This window comes from Brevundimonas sp., from assembly GCF_036399195.1.
Classification (GTDB): domain Bacteria; phylum Pseudomonadota; class Alphaproteobacteria; order Caulobacterales; family Caulobacteraceae; genus Brevundimonas.
Genome location: NZ_DASWNO010000095.1, coordinates 1 through 20,670, shown reverse-complemented (window position 1 = coordinate 20,670; position 20,670 = coordinate 1). Strand labels below are relative to the sequence as shown.

At 70.6% G+C, this 20,670-nt stretch carries 17 protein-coding genes; 7 read left to right on the top strand and 10 right to left on the bottom strand.

Going from position 1 to position 20,670, the window contains the following annotated elements; genetic code table 11:
* Positions 1–1,375: pyruvate, phosphate dikinase (locus VGB60_RS04615; protein WP_331037102.1), on the bottom strand; the 1,375-nt coding region annotated here is incomplete at its 3' end.
* A 302-nt stretch (positions 1,376–1,677) separates the two neighbouring features.
* Between VGB60_RS04615 and VGB60_RS04610 the strand changes: the two genes are divergently transcribed.
* Positions 1,678–2,757: a site-specific DNA-methyltransferase gene (locus VGB60_RS04610; RefSeq protein WP_331037101.1), complete on the top strand. Its 1,080-nt coding sequence runs from the start codon at positions 1,678–1,680 to the stop codon at positions 2,755–2,757.
* 194 nt (positions 2,758–2,951) lie between these two features.
* Here the strand turns inward: VGB60_RS04610 and mutY are convergent, their stop codons facing one another.
* On the bottom strand, positions 2,952–3,965 hold the full coding sequence (mutY, locus tag VGB60_RS04605) for an A/G-specific adenine glycosylase (protein WP_331037100.1): 1,014 nt from the start codon (positions 3,963–3,965) through the stop codon (positions 2,952–2,954).
* Between the two features lie 154 nt (positions 3,966–4,119).
* Here mutY and VGB60_RS04600 point away from each other — a divergent pair, with 154 nt between their 5' ends.
* The 4 genes from VGB60_RS04600 (at position 4,120) to smc (ending at position 9,508) form a co-directional block, all read left to right on the top strand.
* Positions 4,120–4,689 (top strand): DUF721 domain-containing protein, encoded by a 570-nt coding sequence (locus tag VGB60_RS04600; protein ID WP_331037099.1) that lies wholly within the window; start codon positions 4,120–4,122, stop codon positions 4,687–4,689.
* A 100-nt stretch (positions 4,690–4,789) separates the two neighbouring features.
* The gene (locus tag VGB60_RS04595; protein ID WP_331037098.1) at positions 4,790–5,428 is read left to right on the top strand and encodes a thioredoxin domain-containing protein; all 639 of its coding nucleotides are present in this window, start codon (positions 4,790–4,792) and stop codon (positions 5,426–5,428) included.
* Between the two features lie 8 nt (positions 5,429–5,436).
* The gene (locus VGB60_RS04590; RefSeq protein ID WP_331037097.1) at positions 5,437–6,054 is read left to right on the top strand and encodes a DsbA family protein; all 618 of its coding nucleotides are present in this window, start codon (positions 5,437–5,439) and stop codon (positions 6,052–6,054) included.
* Between the two features lie 13 nt (positions 6,055–6,067).
* Entirely contained in the window at positions 6,068–9,508 is a 3,441-nt protein-coding gene (gene smc / locus VGB60_RS04585) for a chromosome segregation protein SMC (RefSeq protein WP_331037096.1), read from the top strand.
* Between the two features lie 4 nt (positions 9,509–9,512).
* Here the strand turns inward: smc and VGB60_RS04580 are convergent, their stop codons facing one another.
* Positions 9,513–10,229 carry a WecB/TagA/CpsF family glycosyltransferase gene (locus tag VGB60_RS04580; protein ID WP_331037095.1) on the bottom strand — a complete coding sequence of 239 codons (717 nt, stop codon included), beginning with the start codon at positions 10,227–10,229 and terminating at the stop codon, positions 9,513–9,515.
* A gap of 60 nt (positions 10,230–10,289) precedes the next feature.
* Here VGB60_RS04580 and VGB60_RS04575 point away from each other — a divergent pair, with 60 nt between their 5' ends.
* Together VGB60_RS04575 and VGB60_RS04570 are read left to right on the top strand one after the other, a co-directional pair.
* Positions 10,290–10,769 carry a surface-adhesin E family protein gene (locus VGB60_RS04575; RefSeq protein ID WP_331037094.1) on the top strand — a complete coding sequence of 160 codons (480 nt, stop codon included), beginning with the start codon at positions 10,290–10,292 and terminating at the stop codon, positions 10,767–10,769.
* Between the two features lie 72 nt (positions 10,770–10,841).
* Positions 10,842–11,315 (top strand): hypothetical protein, encoded by a 474-nt coding sequence (locus VGB60_RS04570; RefSeq protein ID WP_331037093.1) that lies wholly within the window; start codon positions 10,842–10,844, stop codon positions 11,313–11,315.
* A 3-nt stretch (positions 11,316–11,318) separates the two neighbouring features.
* On the opposite strand, the gene murG is transcribed toward VGB60_RS04570, so the two are convergent.
* From murG to VGB60_RS04535, 7 genes are all read right to left on the bottom strand, one after another.
* Positions 11,319–12,422 (bottom strand): undecaprenyldiphospho-muramoylpentapeptide beta-N-acetylglucosaminyltransferase, encoded by a 1,104-nt coding sequence (gene murG / locus VGB60_RS04565; protein WP_331037092.1) that lies wholly within the window; start codon positions 12,420–12,422, stop codon positions 11,319–11,321.
* On the bottom strand, positions 12,419–13,600 hold the full coding sequence (ftsW, locus tag VGB60_RS04560) for a putative lipid II flippase FtsW (RefSeq protein ID WP_331037091.1): 1,182 nt from the start codon (positions 13,598–13,600) through the stop codon (positions 12,419–12,421). The genes murG and ftsW overlap by 4 nt, the downstream gene beginning before the upstream one ends.
* A gap of 6 nt (positions 13,601–13,606) precedes the next feature.
* A complete protein-coding gene (locus VGB60_RS04555; protein ID WP_331037090.1) occupies positions 13,607–15,100 on the bottom strand; it encodes a UDP-N-acetylmuramoyl-L-alanine--D-glutamate ligase in 1,494 nt (497 codons plus the stop codon).
* An 85-nt stretch (positions 15,101–15,185) separates the two neighbouring features.
* Entirely contained in the window at positions 15,186–16,295 is a 1,110-nt protein-coding gene (gene mraY, locus VGB60_RS04550; protein WP_331037089.1) for a phospho-N-acetylmuramoyl-pentapeptide-transferase, read from the bottom strand.
* A 9-nt stretch (positions 16,296–16,304) separates the two neighbouring features.
* Positions 16,305–17,714, bottom strand: coding sequence for a UDP-N-acetylmuramoyl-tripeptide--D-alanyl-D-alanine ligase (locus VGB60_RS04545; RefSeq protein WP_331037088.1), 1,410 nt, complete (start codon positions 17,712–17,714; stop codon positions 16,305–16,307).
* Positions 17,707–19,173 (bottom strand): UDP-N-acetylmuramoyl-L-alanyl-D-glutamate--2,6-diaminopimelate ligase, encoded by a 1,467-nt coding sequence (locus tag VGB60_RS04540; protein WP_331037087.1) that lies wholly within the window; start codon positions 19,171–19,173, stop codon positions 17,707–17,709. The genes VGB60_RS04545 and VGB60_RS04540 overlap by 8 nt, the downstream gene beginning before the upstream one ends.
* Positions 19,170–20,670 (bottom strand): penicillin-binding protein 2 (locus VGB60_RS04535; RefSeq protein ID WP_331037086.1); only part of this gene is annotated, 1,501 nt, incomplete at its 5' end. The genes VGB60_RS04540 and VGB60_RS04535, both read right to left, overlap by 4 nt.

The following is a 20,670-nucleotide window of genomic DNA, read 5'->3' as shown; positions in this document are numbered from 1 at the left end:
CGATGCCGCGCGCCGCATGCATGCCGTGGATATCCTCGGGCGACGTTTCCTCGCGCACCAGGATGACGGCGTCGCCGAGCTGGTTCAGCCGTTCGGCCTCGTCGGCGTCGAAACAGATCTTGCCGGTCGCCGCGCCGGGAGAGGCGGGAAGGCCAGCGGCGATGACACGGCGCTCGGCCTTGGGGTCCAGCGTTGGGTGCAGCAATTGGTCGAGGGCGGCCGGTTCGACCCGGCTGATCGCCTCCTCCTGGGTGATCACGCCTTCGGCCGCCAGATCAACGGCGACCTTCAGGGCCGACTTGGCAGTGCGCTTGCCGTTGCGGGTCTGCAGCATCCACAGCCGACCCTGCTCGACCGTGAACTCGATGTCTTGCATGTCGCGGTAGTGGCTCTCGAGCCGGTTCACCACCTCGACGAACTGGCCGAACACCTCGGGCATTGCCTCTTCCATCGAGGGGGCGGTCTCTCCCATCTCCTCGCGGCCCTCGCGGGTCAGCGACTGGGGCGTGCGGATGCCGGCGACGACGTCCTCGCCCTGGGCGTTGATCAGGAACTCGCCGTACAGCCGCGCCTCGCCGGTCGACGGATTGCGCGTGAAGGCGACGCCGGTGGCCGATGTCTCGCCCATGTTGCCGAACACCATCGATTGGACGTTCACCGCCGTGCCCCAGCTCTCGGGGATGTCGTGCATGCGGCGATAGAATTTCGCCCGGTCGTTCATCCAGCTGGCGAAAACGGCGGAGACCGCGCCCCACAGCTGGTCGGTCGGATCCTGCGGGAACGGCTGGCCCAGCCGGTCCTCGACCACCCGCTTGTAGTCGGCGACCACCTTCTCCCAGTCGGCGGCGGACAGGTCGGTGTCGATGGTGACGCCCAGACGATCCTTGTGGTCGTCGAGCACCTCCTCGAAATCGTCGTGGCTGAGGCCCAGCACCACGCTGGAATACATGGTGATGAAGCGGCGGTAGCTGTCGAAGGCGAAGCGCCGGTCGCCCGACAGCGCCGCAAGCCCTTCGACCGTCTCGTCGTTGAGACCGAGGTTCAGGACCGTGTCCATCATCCCCGGCATCGAGGCGCGGGCGCCCGAGCGCACGGACACCAGCAGCGGGTTCTTCGGGTCGCCGAAGGTCTTGCCGACGACGCCTTCGACCTTTCTCAGACCGGCCGCGACCTGACCCTCGAGGTCGGCGGGATAGCTCTGGCCGTTCGAATAGTAGTGGACGCAGGCCTCGGTGGTGATGGTGAAGCCTGGAGGCACCGGCAGGCCCAGCGACGACATCTCCGCCAGGTTCGCGCCCTTGCCGCCCAGCAGGTTCTTCATCGACGCATCGCCGTCGGCCGAGCCCCCGCCGAAGCCGTACACCCACTGAGTCATGCAAAAGCCCCTGAGCCTGAACGTCTTCCGGCCTGACTAACGCGGAGCGTCCGTTAAGGCGAGGCCGGGGCCGTAACAATCCGTGAGCGAGCGTGACGGTTCCCCTCCACCGCTTCGCGCTCCCCCTCCCCCACGTGGTGGGGAGGAGACGGCTCCCTGTCTCCTCCCTGTCGCGCGGCGACGGGGAGGTGGCACGCCGCACTTGCGGGGTGACGGAGGGGTATTGGCTGACGCCTCATCAACCCGCCCTTAACCGCGATGATTCACCACTCGGTCTCCAAGCTGTGCGGGGCCGCGTTTCCATGTCCGACCTGAAGACCGACGTCATCCATCGCGGCGACTGCATTGCGGTGCTGAGGTCCCTGCCCGACGCCTGCGTCGACATGGTCTTCGCCGACCCGCCCTATAACCTGCAGCTGGGCGGCGACCTGCTGCGGCCCGACAACAGCCTGGTCGATGCGGTGGACGATGACTGGGACAAGTTCGACAGCTTCGCGTCCTACGACGCCTTCACCCGCGAATGGCTGGCCGAGTGCCGCCGGGTGCTGAAGCCCGAAGGGTCGATCTGGGTGATCGGCAGCTATCACAACGTGTTCCGGCTGGGCGCGGCGATCCAGGACCTCGGCTTCTGGGTGCTGAACGACATTATCTGGCGCAAGTCGAACCCGATGCCGAACTTCAAGGGCACGCGCTTCACCAACGCCCACGAGACCCTCATCTGGGCCGCCCGGTCGCGGGACCAGAAGCGCTACACCTTCAATTACGACGCCCTGAAGGCCTTCAACGAAGACACCCAGATGCGGTCCGACTGGACGCTTGCCCTGTGCACCGGCGAGGAGCGGATCAAGGACGCCGACGGCAAGAAGGCCCATCCGACACAGAAGCCCGAGGGCCTGCTGCACCGCGTCCTGCTCAGCGCCACCCGCCCCGGCGACGTGGTGCTGGACCCCTTCTTCGGCACCGGCACCACCGGAGCGGCGGCCAAGCGGCTGGGGCGTCATTTCATCGGCATCGAACGCGACGAGACCTACGCCGACGTGGCCCAGACGCGGATCGACGCCGTGGTCCCCGCCGCGCCCGAGGATCTGGTCGTGATGGGCTCCAAGCGGAACGAGCCCAAGGTGCCGTTCGGGGCGCTGGTCGAGGCCGGCCTGCTGCGCCCCGGCGACCGTCTGTATTGCCCAAAGGGCGACCGCGAAGCCCGCGTCCGCGCCGACGGCTCGCTGGTGGCCGGTTCGCTCAGCGGCTCGATTCACAAGCTCGGCGCCCTGTTCGAGAACGCCCCCGCCTGCAACGGCTGGACCTACTGGCGCTTCAAGACCGATCAGGGCCTGCGCTCGATCGACACCCTGAGGGCCGAGGTGCGGGCGGGGATGCAGTAGGGCGACCCCAGGTCAGAGCCTGACTCTTCGTCCTTCCGGGCCCGCGGAGCGGAACCCGGAACCCAGGGGACCAGGCTCGAGAAAGACACGCTCACCCACCGCGCCACACCCTTTGGGTCCCGGGTTCCTGCTCCGGCTTCGCCGGCTCCGGCCCCGGAAGGAGGGGGGAAAGGAACTGAGCGCGGCCGTCCCCCCTACCCCAGCGCCCGCTCCAGCGCCTTGCGGAACACGGTCGGCAGCGCCTTCAGCGCCGCCTCCGGCTCGGTCCACAGCAGGTCGGCGTCCCCCACGCCCTCCAGCACCGTCAGGGTCAGGGAGAAGTGGGTGAAGACGTGCTCGACGGCGCCAGCCTCGCGCCAGCCCGTCGCGGCAGGGGCCTGAGGCGGCGTCGCGGTTCCGCTCCAGTCCGACGTCGGCAACCCCAGCATGCCGCCGAGCAACCCTTTCTCCGGCCGTTGCACCAGTCCCACCCGGCCATGGGCGTCCCGCAGCACCCATGCGACGCCCGTTCGATGCGGCCGCGCAGTCTTGGCTGGCCTCACCGGATATCGCTCCGGCGCGCCTGATTGAAACCCGGCGCACCAGCTGGGCAGCGGGCACCGGTCGCAAACCGGACGGCCGGGACGGCAGACCGTCGCCCCGAGGTCCATCAGGGCCTGCGCCCAGTCGCCGGGGCGATCCTCATCCACCAGCCTCCCGGCGAGCCGCCGCAACTCCGGCTTCGCGACCGGCAGCGGCGTCTCGACCGCGAACAGCCGCGCGACCACGCGCTCGACATTGCCGTCCACAACATTGGACGGTCGTCCGAAGGCGATCGCCGCCACGGCGGCCGCCGTATAGGCGCCCACACCCGGCAGGGCGAGCAGCTCAGCCTCCGTGTCGGGAAAGACGCCGCCATGCCGCTCGGCCACCGCTCGGGCGCACGCCAGAAGGTTGCGGGCGCGGGCGTAGTAGCCGAGCCCTGCCCAGGCGGCCATGACCTCGGCGTCCTCCGCCACCGCGAGATCGGAGACGGTCGGCCAGCGGGCGGTGAAGCGCTCGAAATAGGGCGTGGCGTGCGGCGTGGTGGTCTGTTGCAGCATGACCTCCGACAACCAGACCCGATACGGATCGGGCGCCGGCGCGCCGGGCGGGCTGCGCCACGCCAGCGTGCGGCCGTGGGCGTCGTACCAGTGCAGCAGGGCGGCGCGGACTCTGTCCTTCTCCATCCCGTCCCCCTACCCGTCATCCTCGGGCTTGTCCCGAGGACCCATCCATCGGTCGCATCGAAGGACGGGATCATCAGCGACATCCTGGGACCCTGGCGCCTCGACTTTCCATGGGTCCTCGGGACAAGCCCGAGGATGACGGGTAGTATGAGGCATGCGCCGTCCGCTCCCCACCGACGCCGAGGCCCGCGAAATCCTGTCGCGCAAGCGGTCGCGCCCCGCGCCGCGCCCGGCGCCCCGCGCGGGCCGGGCCCTGCAGGCTCTGATCAAGGAGCTGGACGGCAAGTTCGGCCGCGGCGCCTCCGCCCTCGAGCCGCGATGGCGCGAGATCGTCGGCGACCGGCTGGCCCGCGTCACCCGGCCCCAGAAGCTGACCAAGGGCCGCGGCGGCGCCGGCGGCACTTTGGAGCTCCGCGTCGCGGGCCCCGCCGCCCTGCTGGTGCAGCATCAGGCCGAGGACATCCTGCAGCGCGTCAATCTGTTCCTCGGCGCCGGCAGCGTCGACAAGCTGCGCATCGCCCAGGGTCCGGTGAAACCCCCGTCGGAGATCGCCGCCGCCGCGCCCAGACGCCGCCCAGCCTCTCAACCCCTGGCCGCTCACGACGAGGCGACGCTGAAGGCGGCCGTCGCCGACGCCCCTGAAGCCCTGAAAGGTCCGCTTGAGCGGCTGGGCCGCGCCGTCCTCGGCGACCCGAACAAAGGGCGCGACCGCGCCGGACGTTGACAAAACTTCGCCCTTTCTGTTCTCGACAGTGGACAGACGCGCGCGATCGCGGGGAATCGCGCGATGCTCCGCCCCTTCCCGCCCAGTTGAGGACGACCCCATGAGCGCCCAGAACCGATACGCCGCCATGAGCCGCCGCGCGGCGATGACCGCCGCAGCCATGGCCGCCATGGCCACATTGGCAGGTTGCGGTGGCGGCGGCGCAGGGGCCTCGGCCGAAGGCGACATGGCGCTGGGCGCGCCCGACGGCGCCAAGGTGACGGTGGTGGAATACGCCTCCGTGACCTGCGGCGTCTGCGCCGCCTGGCAAGAGACGACCTGGCCGGCCTTCAAGGCCGCCTATGTGGACACCAACAAGGTCCGCTACGTCTTCCGGGAGCTGCCGACGCCGCCGGCGAACGTGGCGGTCGCAGGCTTCATGATCGCCCGCTGCGCGGGCCCCGACAAATATTTCGACGTGGTCCACGGCATCATGGCCAGTCAGGCGGAGTGGCGCGCCGGTGTGAACCCTCGCGACACCCTGTTCCGGGTCGGCAACGGCGCGGGCCTTAACAACCAGCAAATAGAGACCTGCATTAAGGATCCCGCCAATTTGCAAGCCTCCGAAGAGCGCAGCCAGGCCGCGGTCAAGGCAGGCGTGACCGGCACCCCCGCCTTCTTCGTCAACGGCGTCCAAATCGCCGGCACCTCGATGGAAGACCTGTCGCGAGCCATCGACGCAGAGTTGGCGAAGGGCTGATCGCTCCGGTGGGCCTTCCGCGTGTCCTGCTGATCCTCGCGCTGGCCGTGGCCCCCTTCGCCACGGCCCCGGCGCCCGCCATCGCGACCGAGCAGGTGGCCGCGGTCACGGCGCAGGATCGCAGCATCGGGCGCCAGGACGCGCCCGTCACGGTGATCGAGTACGCCTCATTCGCCTGTCCCGCCTGTGCCGATTGGCATCAACTGGTCTATCCGGTGTTCAAGCAGCGGTTCGTCGACACCGGGCGCGTCCGACTGGTGTTCCGCAACCTGCCGACGCCGCCGGAACAGATGTCCCTGCCCGCCCATGCCCTCGCCCGGTGTGCCGCGCCGGACCGCTTTTTCGACGTCGCCTCGGCGCTGATGCGGGGGCAGGCCGGAGTGCTGCGCGGCGGCGCCGTGCAGACCTGGTACGCCCCGGCAATCGCCGCCAGCGGCCGGACGCGCGCGCAGATCGACGCCTGTGTCACCGCGCCGGCGACCCGCGCCTCCATCAACCGGGACATCGAGAGCGCCACGGCCGCGGGCGCCGAATACACGCCGAGCTTCTTCGTCAACGGCCGCCTGGTCAGGGATCGTTCGCTGGGCGGGCTGGAGGTCGCCATCCAGGCGGCCGAAGCCCGTTGACCGCGTAGGACCCATGCAATTCCAGCGCCTCCGGCTCGTGGGCTTCAAGTCCTTCGTCGATCCGGCCGAGGTGCACATCGAGCCGGGCCTCACCGGCGTGGTCGGACCCAACGGCTGCGGCAAGTCCAATGTGCTGGAAGGCCTGCGCTGGGTCATGGGCGCCAACTCGGCCAAGGCCATGCGCGGCCAGGGCATGGACGACGTCATCTTCGCCGGCGCCGCTGACCGCCCGCCGCGCAATCACGCCGAGGTCCAGCTGACCATCGACAACGCGCAGAGGAAGGCGCCCCAGCCCTTTACCGACAGTGCGATCATCGAGGTGTCGCGCCGGATCGACCGGGGTCAGGGCTCGACCTATCGCATCAACGGCAAGGAGGTTCGCGCCCGCGACGTGCAGCTGCTGTTCGCCGACGCCTCGACCGGCGCCAACAGCCCGGCGCTGGTCCGTCAAGGCCAGATCAGCGAACTGATCGCCGCCAAGCCGCAGAACCGCCGCCGCATTCTGGAGGAGGCGGGCGGGGTCGCCGGCTTGCACACCCGGCGGCACGAGGCCGAGCTGAGGCTGAGGGCGGCCGAAGCCAACCTGGAGCGGCTGGACGACATCGGACGGGAGCTGGAGACGGCGCTGTCGCGGCTGAAGCGGGAGGCGCGGCAGGCCGAGCGCTACAAGAAGATTTCGGCCGAGATCCGCGCCCTGCAGGCCGCCCTGGTCTACGTTCGCTGGAACGACGCCCGACTCGCGGCCGAGGCGGCGGCGGGCGAGATGGCCGAGGCCGACCGGGCCGTCAGCGGGGCGACCGTCGCCTCAAGCCGGGCACAGACGGCCGCGCTCGCAGCGCAGGAAGCGCTGAAGCCCGCCCGCGAAGAGGACGCCGTCGCCGGGGCCCTGCTGCATCGCGCCTCGCTCGAGCGCGACCGACTGGATCTGGCCGAACAATCCGCCCGCGCCGACGTCGAGCGCCTGACCTCCGAAGCGGCGCGGATCGAGACGGACATCGACCGCGAATCCGCCATGGCCGGAGACGCCGATCGCGAACTGAGCCGACTGGGCGCTGACCTGGAAGCGCTGACCGCCGAGATCTCCGCGGCGCCGGCCCGAGGCCCCGAACTTGAGGCCGCTCTGGCTTCCGCCGAAGACGCTCGGCGGACCGCCGACCTGGAGGTCGAGCGCGTGGCGGGAGCCGTGGCCGCCGTCGAAGCGCGACTCGCCGCCGAGACCGCGCGAAAACGGGACGCCGAGGCGCGTGTCGCGCGGGCCGAGGCGCAGCTGGCGTCCGCCGGAGCCGAGCGCGCGGCGCTGGGGCCGCTGCAGACGCCGGAGATCGAGGCGGCGCGAACGGCGCTGGAGACCGCCCAGATGGAACTGGCAGTGGCGCGCGCGGCGGTCGAGGCGGCGGAGGCGGCGCGCGGCGACCGCGCCCGCGCCGAGCAGGACGCGCGGCAGGCGGCGCGGTCGGCCGAGGACCAGCTGGGCCGACTGCAGACCGAGGCGCGCGGCCTCGCCCAGCTGCTGACCCAGGGAAAGCGGGAGCACCCGCCGGCGCTGGACACGGTTCAGGCGGACCGAGGCTATGAGGCGGCGCTGGCCGCGGCGCTCGGCGACGATCTGGACGCGGCGCTGGACGCGCGCGCGGCGGCTTACTGGGCCGGCGCCGACGCCCCCGCCCCGTCATGGCCGGCGGGGATCAAGCCGCTGGCCGATCACGTCAAGGCTCCGGACCAGCTGAAAGCGCGCCTGGCCTTGTGCGGGGTGGCCGACCGGGCCGGGATCGAGACCTTGTCGAAGGCCCTGCCGGCAGGCGCGCGACTGGTCACGCGCGAGGGCGACCTGTGGCGCTGGGACGGTTTCGTCCAACGCGCGGAGGCTCCCCGTCCGGCGGCGGTGCGGCTGGCCCAGCGGACCCGGCTGGCGGAGCTGGAGGACGAGATCGATGAGGGCCGACCGGCGCTGGAGGAGGCGCAGGAGGCGCTCAAGGCCGCGACCGACGCCTTCCGCGCAGCCGAGGAGACGGTGAAGACCGCCCGCGCGGCGCCCTTCCCGCTCGACAAGGCCGTCACGGCCGCCCGCGACCGGCTCGAAGCGATGGGCCGCGAACAGGTCCGCCGCGAGGCGCGCGCGCAGGCCCTGGACGAAACCCTGGGGCGACTCACGGACGAGGTCGAGGCGGCGCGGATCGCTCTGATCGAGGCGCAGGGTACGGACGCGCCCTCGCAAACGCTCGACGGATTGAGGGCGGAACTCGCCGCCGCCCGCACGGCCGCGGACACGGCCCGGGCCGCCGCGGCGACGGCGCGGGTCAACCGCGACGCCGAAGCGCGCGAGGTGGCGGGCCGTCAGGCGCGGCTGGAAGCGCTGAACCGCGAAGGCGTCGGGTGGGTCGGGCGCGCCAATGAAGCCAAGGCCCGGATCGCGTCGCTGCGGAAAGACGCGGAGACGACCGCCGCCAGGCTGAAGACCGCCGCCGAGGCGCCAGACCGGCTGGCGGCCCAGCGGTCGTCGCTGCTTGACGCCCTGACCGCCGCCGAGACCCGGCGCAGGGCCGCGGCGGACGCCTTGGCGGTCGCGGAAGGCGAGGCCGCAGAAGCCGATCGCACGGCCCGGGCGGCTGAAGCCGCCGCCTCGGCCGCGCGCGAAGCTCGCGCCGGGCTGGCGGCGCGCGCCGAGAGCGCTGCGGAACGCCTCGCCGAGGCCGAGAAAACCCTGCGCGAAACGGCCGAGATGTCGCCCGAAGATCTGGGGCAGAAGCTGACCGACGACGCCATCGCCCGCCCCCCCGACGCGGCCGGCGCCGAGAGCCTGCTGTTCGGCCTCGAGCGGGAACGCGAGGCCTTGGGCGCGGTCAACCTGCGGGCGGAGGATGAGGCGCTCGAATATGGCGACCGGCTCCAGACCATGAAGGCGGAGCGCTCGGACCTCACCTCCGCGATCGCCAAGCTGAGAGACGGCATCGACGAGCTGAACGCCGAGGGCCGCGAGCGGCTGACGGCGGCCTTCGACGTCATCAACGACAACTTCAAAAGCCTGTTCGAGGCCCTGTTCGGCGGCGGCCAGGCCGAGCTGAAGCTGGTCGAGAGCGACGACCCGCTCGAGGCCGGGCTCGAAATCTACGCCTGCCCGCCCGGCAAACGGCTGGCGGTGATGAGCCTGATGTCGGGCGGCGAGCAGGCCCTGACGGCGGCGGCCCTGATCTTCGCCGTCTTCCTGGCCAACCCCGCGCCGGTTTGCGTGCTCGACGAGGTCGACGCCCCTCTGGACGACGCCAACGTCGACCGTTTCTGCCGCATGCTGGACGAGATGCGGAAGCGCACCGACACCCGCTTCATCGTCATCACCCACAACCCCGTGACCATGAGCCGGATGGACCGGCTCTACGGCGTGACCATGCCCGAACGCGGCGTGTCGCAGCTGGTCAGCGTGGATCTCACGCAGGCGGAAGAGATCGTGGCGGCCTGAGCTCTTACCTGGGCGAGCCCAGCACCTCGGTCCGCAGGAACCACGCGAAAATCGCAGGCCCCTCGACGACGTAGCGCCGGAACATCCGGCGAGGCTGGCTGAGCAAGCGGTGCAGCCATTCCAGGGAGAGGCGTTGGAACATTTCGGGCGCCCGCTTCTGGCGACCGGTCAGAAAGTCAACGGAGGCCCCGACGCACAGGGCCACGCCTGTACGGCGGCCGGCGGCCCGCACGGCATGGGCGAAAAGCTCCTGCTTGGGAAAGGAGACGCAGGCCAGCAGCACGTCCCATTCCGCATCCGCGGCGGATCGAACGGCGGCGTCCCACTCCGGCGCGCCGGGTCTCAGCATCGGCGCTTCGATCCAGAGCAGGCGCTGGCGCGGATAGAGGGCCGACAACTCATCGAACGCGGCTTGATCCGGCCCGAAGACGCCGATCGTCAAGCCTTGCGAGGCACATGACGCCAGCAGGTCGGCCGTCAAATCCGAGCCGGGATAGACGGTGAGGCTGATCCCGCGGAGCCGCGCCAGATGGGCCAGGATCCGGCTGTCGCAAATCTTCAGATCGGCGCCTTCATAGACGTCGCGCCGAACCCGGCCGTCCATCAGCTTGATGACATGATCGACGTTGGGCGTAACGACGTATCCGTACGGTCCCCGCGCCATGCCGATGACCCGGTCCAGCATCGCTGACCGGTCTCCCGCGGCGAAGTCGAGCGTCATGAAGCGGGTCATGACCACGAGAATAGTCGCGCCGCCGTCAACGGGCGGTTACGAGGATGCATGAAAACCGCACTGCTCGCCGTCCTGACAGCCGCCCTGCTCGTCGCGCCGGTCGGCGCCCAGCCGCACACTCAGGGCCACAGGCTGGTCCTGACGGGGGTCGGGCGGTTCGCCGTGCTCGCCGATCTGTCGACGGTTTCGCGCGAGGGCGACCGGGTGCGCCTGCGCAGCCTTCAAGTGACGGAGGCGGACTTCCAGGCCGCGGGCCAAACCTATCTCGGCGGGTGGTCATGGTGGAGCTTCGACTGCGCGGCAGGGACCGCCGACCGGCTCGACTTCGCATCCGTTCGCGAAGGCGGCGGCGAAGGACCGGCGACCGCCGATCCGGCTCCGGCCTATGACGCCGCGCCGGGCGGAGACGCGGCGGAGCTGTTGGCGGTCGCCTGCGATCCATCCTCGGCCGGCGAGGCCGACGCCACTAACCTGGCGGATGCGATCCGCATCGGGCGCGCCGCTCTGGCGGACCGCGACATGGATTGAGTGCCGGGGAGGCCGCCTTCGGGACTGGCCTGTCACCGCGATCTGGTCGTATGCTCGGAACGGAGGATCCTGATGAAAAGACTTCAATTCTGCATCGCGGCGGCCATGTCGCTGGCGATCCCGGCCGCAGCGGCGGCGCAGGATGCGACGGAAGGCCCGGACGCGCCCATGCGCCAGATATTCCAGGCTCCCGGCGCGGTGGCCTTCATGACGGCGCCCACGCCCGGAGAAGGGGGTCGGGTCGGGCTGTGGACGTGGGTGTTCCTGAAACAGCCCATCCCGGGCGGCGCGAACGCCCTTGCGCTCCAGTGGGACATCGACTGCGCCGGCCAAACCACTCGGACGGTGCGCACCGCCGTCTACCGCGAGGCGACCCGTCTTCGAACCGATGCGGGCATCGACATCCACGCCACGCCGGCCCCCGGCACGCCCGGCGCCGTCACGATGGCGGCGGCCTGCGCAACGGCCCGTCCACGCGCTGAACCGCTGCCGACGCTCGCCGCGGCCCGCGCCTCAGCGGCGCAGACCTTCGCCGCCCAGCCCTGACGTTCAGTCGGGCCTGGCGCCTGCCTCGACCATGTCGGCGAGGGCGCGCGTTGCGTCGGGCAGCGCGGCCGAGCGCGCGCCACGGCTCATGGCTTCGAGCCGGGCCGGGTCGCCGAGCAGCGCCGCCAGGGCCTGCGTCAGACGCTCCACCGTCACCTCGTCCTCAAGCATCACCTCGGCTCCGCCGGCGCTGGCGAGACTTGCCGCGTTGAAGCGCTGGTGGTCGTCCATGGCGATCTTCAACGGGATCAGCAGCGACGGCACGCCGGCGACCGCCAGTTCCGAACAGGTCGAGGCCCCGGCGCGGCCGATGACCAGATGCGCCGCTGACAGGCGGCCGGCCATATCGCGGAAGAAGGGCGCGACCTCGGCCGCGATCCCGGCCTCCAGATAGATCTGTTGCGCCGCCTCCAGCGTCTCGGTGCGCGACTGCTGCTGCACCCTCAGCCGGCCGCGCAGCGCTTCGGGCAGGGCGGCCAGCGCACGCGGCGCAGTCTCGGCGAGGATGCGAGCGCCCTGACTTCCTCCGGTGACCAGCACATGGATCGCACCCGCCGGCTCCGGGGCGGTCCAGCGGCGGTCGTATAGGGCGCGGATGTCGGGGCGCACAGGATTTCCCACCAGGGTGACCCGCGCGCCCACGGCCTGCGGGACTTTCCGCAGGTCAGGGAAGGAAGCCGCTATTCCGCCGACCGAAGGCGCCAGCCAACGGTTGGTCCGCCCCAGGACTGCGTTCTGTTCGTGCAACAGGGTCGGACGGCGCTGGCTGAGGGCGGCGATCAGGGCGGGAGCGGACGGATAGCCGCCGAACCCCACCACCACCGCCGCGTCCAGCCGGTTGAGGGCGGCGCGGGCCTTGACCACCCCTCGCGCGATGGCGACGCCGGCTCTGGTCATGCCGATCAACCCGCGTCCAGTCGCCGCGTCGAGGGCGATCCGCTCTTCGGCTGGAAAGGCCTGGGCGTAGGCCTGCCCGCGGTGGTCGGTGGCCAGGACGATCCGCCACCCGCGGGCCTGAAGCTCCCGCGCGAGAGCCTCGGCGGGAAACATGTGGCCGCCCGTCCCCCCGGCGGCGACGACGCAGACCTTCGGCGCCGATGCTTTCACGGCAGTATCCGCCGCCGCTGCGGCAGGCTGGTCCCGGGCTCGTAGGCGCCCGGCCGCCGCCGGGTCAGCGCCAGCGCCAGCCCCATGGTCAGGCCCATGGCTAGCATCGACGAGCCGCCGTAGCTGATGAAGGGCAGAGTCATGCCCTTGGTCGGGATCAGGTTCAGGTTCACGGCGATGTTGATGCAGGCCTGCAGGCCGATCAGCATGAACAGCCCCGCCGCCGCCGTCTGCTCGAACGGATCGGTCAGCTTCATGGCCCGGCGCATCCCGCGCACGACGATGAAGGCGTAGAGGCCGATCATGGCCAGCGACAGGATCAGGCCGAACTCCTCGGCCCCGACGGAATAGATGAAGTCGGTGTGCAGGTCGGGAACGTGCCGCTTCATCACGCCCTCGCCGACGCCGCGTCCGACCAGTCCGCCCGCGCGGATGGCCTCGGAGGCGCGGTCGATCTGGTGGGTGTCGGTGGTCTCCGGCGAAAGGAAGCGGCTCAGCCGGTCCCGCATGTGGCTGAAGGTGAAATACAGCCCGACCACTCCTGCCGCGCCCGCCGCCGCGAGAGCGGCGACCCACTTCAGCGGCACCCCGGCCATGAAGAACACAGCCATGAAGGTGGTGGTGATCAGCAGCGTCTGGCCGATGTCGGGCTGGATCAGCAGCAGACCAACGGAGAGGGCCCAAGCCGCGAAGGCGATGCTCACCCCCGGCACCCCCTGCCCCTTCTGCGCCTCCGAGAACATCCACGCGGAGAAGACGATCAGGCCCGGCTTGGCGAACTCCGACGGCTGGAGGCTGAACGGCCCCAGATTGACCCAGCGCGCGGCGCCCTTCACCTCGTTGCCGATGAACGGCAGGGCCGCCATCACCACGATGGCGCCCAACAGCGCCAGGAGGGCGATCCGGCGCACGCCACGCGGCGACAGCAGCGACGCGATCAGCATCGCCGCCGTCCCGCCGCCGGCCCAGACGAGCATCCGCCAGGAATAGTGGAAGGGATCGCTGATCGACTCGTCGGCGAGGATGGCCGCGGGACTCGAGGCGAAGCTGAGGGCGACGCCCAGCCCGACCAGGGTCAGGGCGGCGCCCAGCAGGCCGCGGTCGACGGTCCAGAACCACTTGGCGATCGGGCTCTGGTCGTTGCGCGAGAAGGCGGGGTTGTAGCCGGGGGCGGTCATGGTTCGCTAACCATGACCTGAAGGCGTAGCCCCGAGGTTAAGAACAGCGGCGCGGAACGCCTCGCCCCGCGCCTCGAAGTCCGGATACTGGTCGAAGCTGGCGGCGGCGGGCGACAGCAGCACCACCTCGTCGCGGCCCGTGGCGGCGGCGGCCTCGGCGGCCTCGCGCACGGCCGTCGCCATGTCGCCGCTGATCCGGTGCGGGGTGTCGCCGAGCCGCGCCGCGAACGGCCCCGCCGCCTCGCCGATCAGGAAGGCTTCGGCCACGCGCGGGAACAGATCCTCCAGGTCGTCGATCCCGCCGGCCTTGGCGCGGCCGCCGGCGATCCAGAAGCTGCGGTCGTACGACGACAACGCCTGCCGCGCCGCGTCGGCGTTGGTGGCCTTGGAGTCGTTGACGAAGCGGATGCGGCCGAGCCGGGCGACCTCCTCCATGCGGTGAGCGAGCCCGGGGAAGGTGAGCAGGCCTTTGACCGCCGCGTCATGCGGTACACCGAGCGCCCGGGCGGCGGCGTAGGCGAAGGCGGCGTTCTGGGCGTTGTGGCGGCCAGGGAGAGAGCGGGCGGAGCGCAGATCGGCGACCGGTTGGCCTTCGATGCTCAAGCAACCCGGCCCGGCCTTCAACACTCCGCTCATCCCGGCGAAAGCCGGGACCCAGTTCTTTGGATGACCGGTCGCGGCAAGCTCGCACTGGCTGTTGTCCCCTGGCCCTTGGATCTCGCTGAAAAGCACTGGGTCCCGGCTTTCGCCGGGATGAGCTGAGATGAGGGTTCCGAACCGGCCCGCCGAGGCCAAGCTCGAGGCGATTTTCCGCCCCCATTCCTCATCCACCCCGACCAGCGACAGGCCCGCATGCGCGAAAATCCGCGCCTTCGCCGCGACATACCCCGCCATCCCGCCGTGCCGGTCCAGATGGTCCGGGCTGATGTTGGTCAGGATCGCCACATCGGGCGCGAACGTGGTCGTCAAGTCGAGTTGATAGCTGGACACCTCGATGACGTAGACGGCGTCAGCAGTGGGCGCCGGCAGGGCCAGCACGCCGATGCCGATGTTGCCGCCGACGTGGACCGTCAGCCCCGCCTGCTTCAGCACCCAGCCCAGCAGCGCCGTCGTCGTCGATTTGCCGTTGGTGCCCGTGATCGCCACGACCTTCGGCCGCTCCGCCTCCGGCAGGGCCGCAAGCGCGCGGGCGAACAGCTCGATGTCACCGACCACTTCCACGCCGGCGTCCCGCGCCTTGCCGACCGTCCAATGCGGCCGCGGGTGGGTCAGGGGCGCGCCGGGCGACAGCACCAGCGCCGCGAAGCCTGACCAGTCGGCGCCGGTCAGATCCTCGACCGCGAAACCTTCCGCCTCGGCCTGCATCCGGCTGGAGACGCTGTCGTCCCACAGCACCGGCAGGGCGCCGCCCGCATGAAGCGCCCGCGCCGCGGTCGACCCCGACCGGCCGAGGCCGAACACCGCGATGCGCCGCCCTTCAAGGCCGGGGACGGCGATCATGCGCAGGGTCCCTCCCTTCCCCGTCGAGGGGGAGGGCTCGGCGAAAGGCCCGCCTCGGTGGGATGATAGACAAGGTCCCGGGCCATTACCGCAACTTCAGCGTCGCCAGACCCGCCAGCGCCAGCATGGCCGAGACGATCCAGAAGCGGATCACCACGGTCGACTCCGGCCAGCCCATCTTCTCGAAGTGGTGGTGGATCGGGGCCATCAGGAAGATGCGCTTCTTTGTGACCTTGAAGTAGGCGACCTGGATCATGACCGAGGCGGCCTCGACCACGAACAGGCCGCCGACGATGCCGAGCACCAGCTCGTGCTTGGTGGCCACCGCGATGGCCCCCAATGCGCCGCCCAGGGCCAGGGATCCGGTGTCGCCCATGAAGATCTTGGCCGGCGGGGCGTTGTACCAGAGGAAGCCCGTGCCCGAGCCGATGATGGCGGCGCCGAAGATGGCGAGCTCGCCCGCCCCCGGCACGTGGTGGACGCCGAGGTAGTCGGAGAAGATGAAATTCCCCACCAGATAGCTGATGAGGCCGAACGCCGCCGCCGCCATCATCACCGGCACGATCGCCAGCCCATCAAGACCATCGGTCAGGTTCACGGCGTTGGAAAACCCCACGATGGTGAAGGCTGCGAAGGCGACGTAGAACCATCCTACATTCAGCAGCACCGCCTTGAAGAATGGGAAGGCGATCGAGGTTTCAAGGTTCGGCGTGGTGGGCGAGGCGGTCATCCACAGCACGGTCAGCAGCCCGGCGATGACCGAGACCACGACCTGCGCCAGCAGCTTCTGCTTCGAGGTCAGGCCCGCCGATGTCTGTTTCGACACCTTGGCGTAGTCATCGACGAAGCCCAGCACGCCGAAGGCGGCGGTGACGAAGCTGACGATCCAGATGTAGGGATTGGTCAGGTCGCCCCACAGGAACACGGCCACCGCGATCCCGGCGAGGATCATCAGCCCGCCCATGGTCGGCGTCCCGACCTTGGACAGGTGCGATACGGGACCGTCGTCGCGGATCGGCTGGCCCTTGCCCTGTTTGACCCTCATCCAGGCGATGAAGCGGCTGCCCATGGCCACGGCCACGATCATCGCCGTCGCCATCGCCAGCCCGACCCGCACCGTCTGGTACTGGACGAGGTTCAGCAGCGGATAATCCTGCGCGATGTCCGCGTAGTAGAGATACAGCAGGTAGAACATGGGCGGTTCCTATCCCTTCGCGCGCGGCGCTTCGCCGAGTGCCGCCAGCGCCCTGGCGACCATGGAGGCCTTCGAGCCGTTCGATCCCTTGACCATGACGATGTCGCCAGGTCCGGCCAGCATCGCCGCCTCTTCCGCCAACTCGGCGGCGGTCTCGCGCCAGAGCCCCTGACGGGACGTCGGCAGGCTATCGTAGAGCCGCTTCATCTCGGGACCGGCCGCATGGACGAGATCCAGTCCGGCGGCGTCGATCGGACCGGCCAGGCCTTCGTGCAGGGTCTGCGACTGGTCACCCAGCTCGAGCATGTCCGTCAGCACGACAACTCGCCGGCCGCCTTGGATCACGGGCCTGGCGCCGAGGCTGCGGAAGCCCGCCGCCATCGAGAGCGGATTGGCGTTGTAGCTCTCGTCGATCAGGGTGAAGGCCCCGCCCGGTCCGTGGATCACGGCGGTCTGTCCCCGACCCGCCAGCGGTCGGAGGTCGGCCAGCGCGCTCAAGGCGGTGTCGACCGGCACGTCCAGCGCCTCGAGCATCAGCAGGACGCACAAGCTGTTCAGGCCCCAATGAAAGCCCGACTGGGCTAACCGGAACTCCAGCGCCCGTCCGCGAAGCTCCGCCCGCACTGTGGCGCCCTGCTCGTCCGGCTGGAAGTCGAGCAGCCGCGCGTCGCAGCCCGCTGCACTTCCGAAGGTCGCCCGCCGCGCGCCGGCCAGCGCCGCCGCCAGATCGAGCACCGCCGCATGGGCGACGTCGGCGTTGAACACGGCGACCCCGCCCTCGACCAACCCGTCAAATATGGACGCCTTCTCCGCCGCCACCCCCGCCTCGCCGTCGGCGAAGGCCTCTATATGCACCGGCCCGACCGTGGTGACGCAGGCCGCGTGCGGCCGCACCTGCCGCGACAGCGGCGCGATCTCGCCCGGCGCGTTCATGCCGATCTCGAAAACGGCCCGCTGCGTCTCACGCGGCATGCGTGCGAGCGTCAGAGGCACGCCGATGTGGTTGTTGTAGCTCTTGATCGAGGCGTGGGCCGGGCCGGCGAGGTCGAGCCCGGCCTTGACCGCCTGGGTGACGCTGGTCTTGCCGACGGAGCCCGTGACGGCGCCGCGCAGGGCGGGGGTGCGATCCCGGGCGGCCGCGCCCAGCGCCTCCAAGGCGCGCAGCGTATCGGCCGTCACGACCGCCGAACCGCCCTCGACCGGTCGCTCGACGAGGGCTCCGGCGGCGCCCGCGGCGAAGGCTGCGGCGGCGAAGTCATGTCCGTCGCGCGCGCCCTGCAGCGCCAGAAACAGGTCGCCGGCGACGATCTCGCGGCTGTTGTAGGTGATCCCGTGCGCCCCAAATGGCCGGCCGGACAGCCGTCCTCCGGTCGCGGTTTCAATCTCGGCGGAGGTCCAGAGCGGTGGGACGTCAGGCATGGAGGCGGAGGGCTTCGGCGGCGACGGTGGCGTCATCGAACGGGTGAGTCGTCCCGCCGATGATCTGTCCCTGCTCATGCCCTTTTCCGGCGATGACCACCACATCTCCATCGCGCAGCATGTCGATGGCGTAGTGGATGGCTTCGCGCCGGTCGCCGATCTCCCTGGCGATCGGGCAACCCTCGCGCACCGCTCGCCGAATCGCGGCCGGGTCTTCCGAGCGCGGATTGTCGTCGGTGACGATGGCGACGTCGGCCAGCCGCCCGGCGATCTCGCCCATCAAAGGCCGCTTGGCCCGGTCCCGGTCGCCGCCGGCGCCGAAGACCACGATCAGCCGACCCGTCGCATGGGGCCGCAGGGCCTTCAGCACCGTTTCCAGCCCGTCGGGCGTGTGGGCGTAGTCGACATAGACCTCGCCGCGCCCGCCGCCCGGGACCCGCTCCAGCCGTCCCTGCGCTCCGGTGATGGTCTCCAGCCCCGCCAGCACCCCCTCCGGCGTCTCGCCCGCGGCGATGCACAGACCGGCGGCGACCAGGGCGTTCGAGGCCTGGAAGGCGCCGGCCAGCGGCAGCAGCACCTCGTGGATCGATCCGCGCGCGTCGATGGTCAGCCGCTGCCCCTCCGGCACGGCCCGGCGCTCGATCAGCGACAGGTCCCTGCCCCGCTCGCCCACGCACATGACGCCCAGCCCGGACATGATCGAGGCGGCGGCGAAGCTGGAGTAGGCGTCCGAGTCAGCGTTGAGCACCGCGGTCCGGCCGCGTGGCAACAAGGTCTCGAACAGCCGCATCTTGGCGGCCCGATAGGCGGCCATGTCGCCGTGATAGTCGAGATGGTCCTGCGTCAGGTTGGTGAAGGCCGCCGCCTTCAGCGTCACGCCGTCCAGCCGCCGCTGGTCGATGCCGTGTGACGAGGCCTCCAGCGCCAGATGGGTCACGCCGCGGCCCGCCAGATCGGCCAGCATCCGCGCCGCGTCGGCCGCGTCCGGGCTGGTCAACCCAGGGCCGGTCAACGCCTGATTAACGTTACCGGACTGCGCCAAAACCCCAAGGGTGCCCATGCTCGCGGCATGAAGGCCCAGGGAAGCCCAGATCTGGCGGCAGAAGGCGGCGACAGAGGTCTTGCCGTTGGTGCCGGTCACCGCCACACAGGTGGCCGGCTGCGCGCCGTAGAAGCTGCGGGCCGCGATGGCGTAGGCCCGGCGCACGTCCCCGGAGGTGACCAGCACCGGCGCCAGAGCCGCGTCCGTATCGACCGGAGCCAGCACGGCGGCGGCGCCCTGAGAGAGGGCTTGCGGGATGAAGGCGCGGCCGTCGGCGGCGCTGCCAGGTAGGGCCACGAACAGCGAGCCGGGTCCGACCTTGCGGCTGTCCGCGGTGACGCCGGTGATCACGGGGTCGGCGCTGACGTCGCGGCGCAGCAGTTCTGAAAGCTTGATGGAAGGCGGGGCGACGATCATCGCCCGTCCCCTTCCTGGTCCTCGAAGGCGGGGATGACCTCGCCGACGGCTGTGCGGTAGGCGTCGGCCCGCCGTGCGACCCCGAGGAAGGGCGCGATGCGGTCGGCGATCCGGCCCACGGCGGGCGCCGCCACGAAGCCGCCGGTGCGGGGATAGGTCTGCGGCTCGTCGATCAGCACCAGGATCTGGTACCGGCGCGCGTTCAGCGGACCGTCGGCCGGGAAGACGCCGGCGAAGGTGCCGATCGCGTGGGCGGTGGAATAGCGGCCGTTGACCGACTTGTTGGCCGAGCCGGTCTTGCCGCCGACCCGCAGGCCCGGCGCCTCCGCCCGCCCGCCCGATCCGCGCACCACGTTGCGGCGCATCAGGTCCAGCATGGTGCGGGAGGTCTCAGGCGAGACGATCTGGCGCGCCGGCGCGTCGGGTCGTCCGCCCTTGCGCAGCGTCAGGGGGATGTAGCGGCCGCCGTTGGTCAGGGCCTGCATCGCCGCCGCCACCTGGAGCGGAGTGACCGAGATTCCATAGCCGAACGACAGCGAAGCCAGCGTCGAGTCGGACCACTCGCGCGGCACGATCGGCGTCTCGGAGGCGATCTCGAACGGGGCTTTGCTCAGCAGACCGAAGCGTTCGAAATAGTCGCGCATCACCCGCGGCCCCATCTCGGTCGAGAGTCGCGACGTGCCGATGTTGGAAGAGTGCAGATAGACCTCCTCCAGCGTCAGCACCTTGTTCGTGGCGTGGAAGTCGGTGATGCGCCGCTTGCCGATCTGCAGCGCCTCGGAGGCGTCCAGCAGGGTGTTCATGTCGGCTCGGCCCGTGTCGATCGCGGCCGCGACGGTGAAGGTCTTGAACACCGAACCCATCTCGTAGGTCGCGGCGGAGGCGAGGTTGCGCGAGTTAGCGGCCGGATAGCTGGCCATGCCCAGAACCTCGCCGGTCTGCACGTCGGTGATGATCCCGACCGCGCCCTTGGCCCCGGTCGCCGCGGCAGCGGCGGCCAGTTCGTTCTCGAGCACGCCCTGCACCCGCAGGTCGATCGACACCTGGAAGGTCTCGCCCCGGGCGCCGGCCGCGCGGATTTCGTCGTTGAAGGCCCGCTCGGCGGCGGACAGGCCGACGCCGCCGGTGTCGACGTTGCCGACGACGTGCCGCGCCGACTGACCTAGCGGATAGACGCGCACGTCCTCCGGCTCGAAGGTCACGCCGCCCAGTGCGAGCGCGTGGACCGCCACCTTCTCCTGCGGCGTCAGGCGGTTGACCAGCAGCAGCCGGCGCTCGCCGTTCAGCACCCGGTTCAGCCGGCTGGTGGAGACGCGCGGCAGGACGCGGCGGATCTTCGCCGCCGCCTCGGCCCTGTCCCAGACCTCCGCGGGATTTATGTAGAGGCCGTAGTGGGTGATGTTCGTCGCCAGCAGGGCGCCATTGCGGTCGACCATGTCGGCCCGAACCACCGCGTTCGGATGGGAGGCCGCGCCTGTCGCGCCGTGCGGCGCCAGC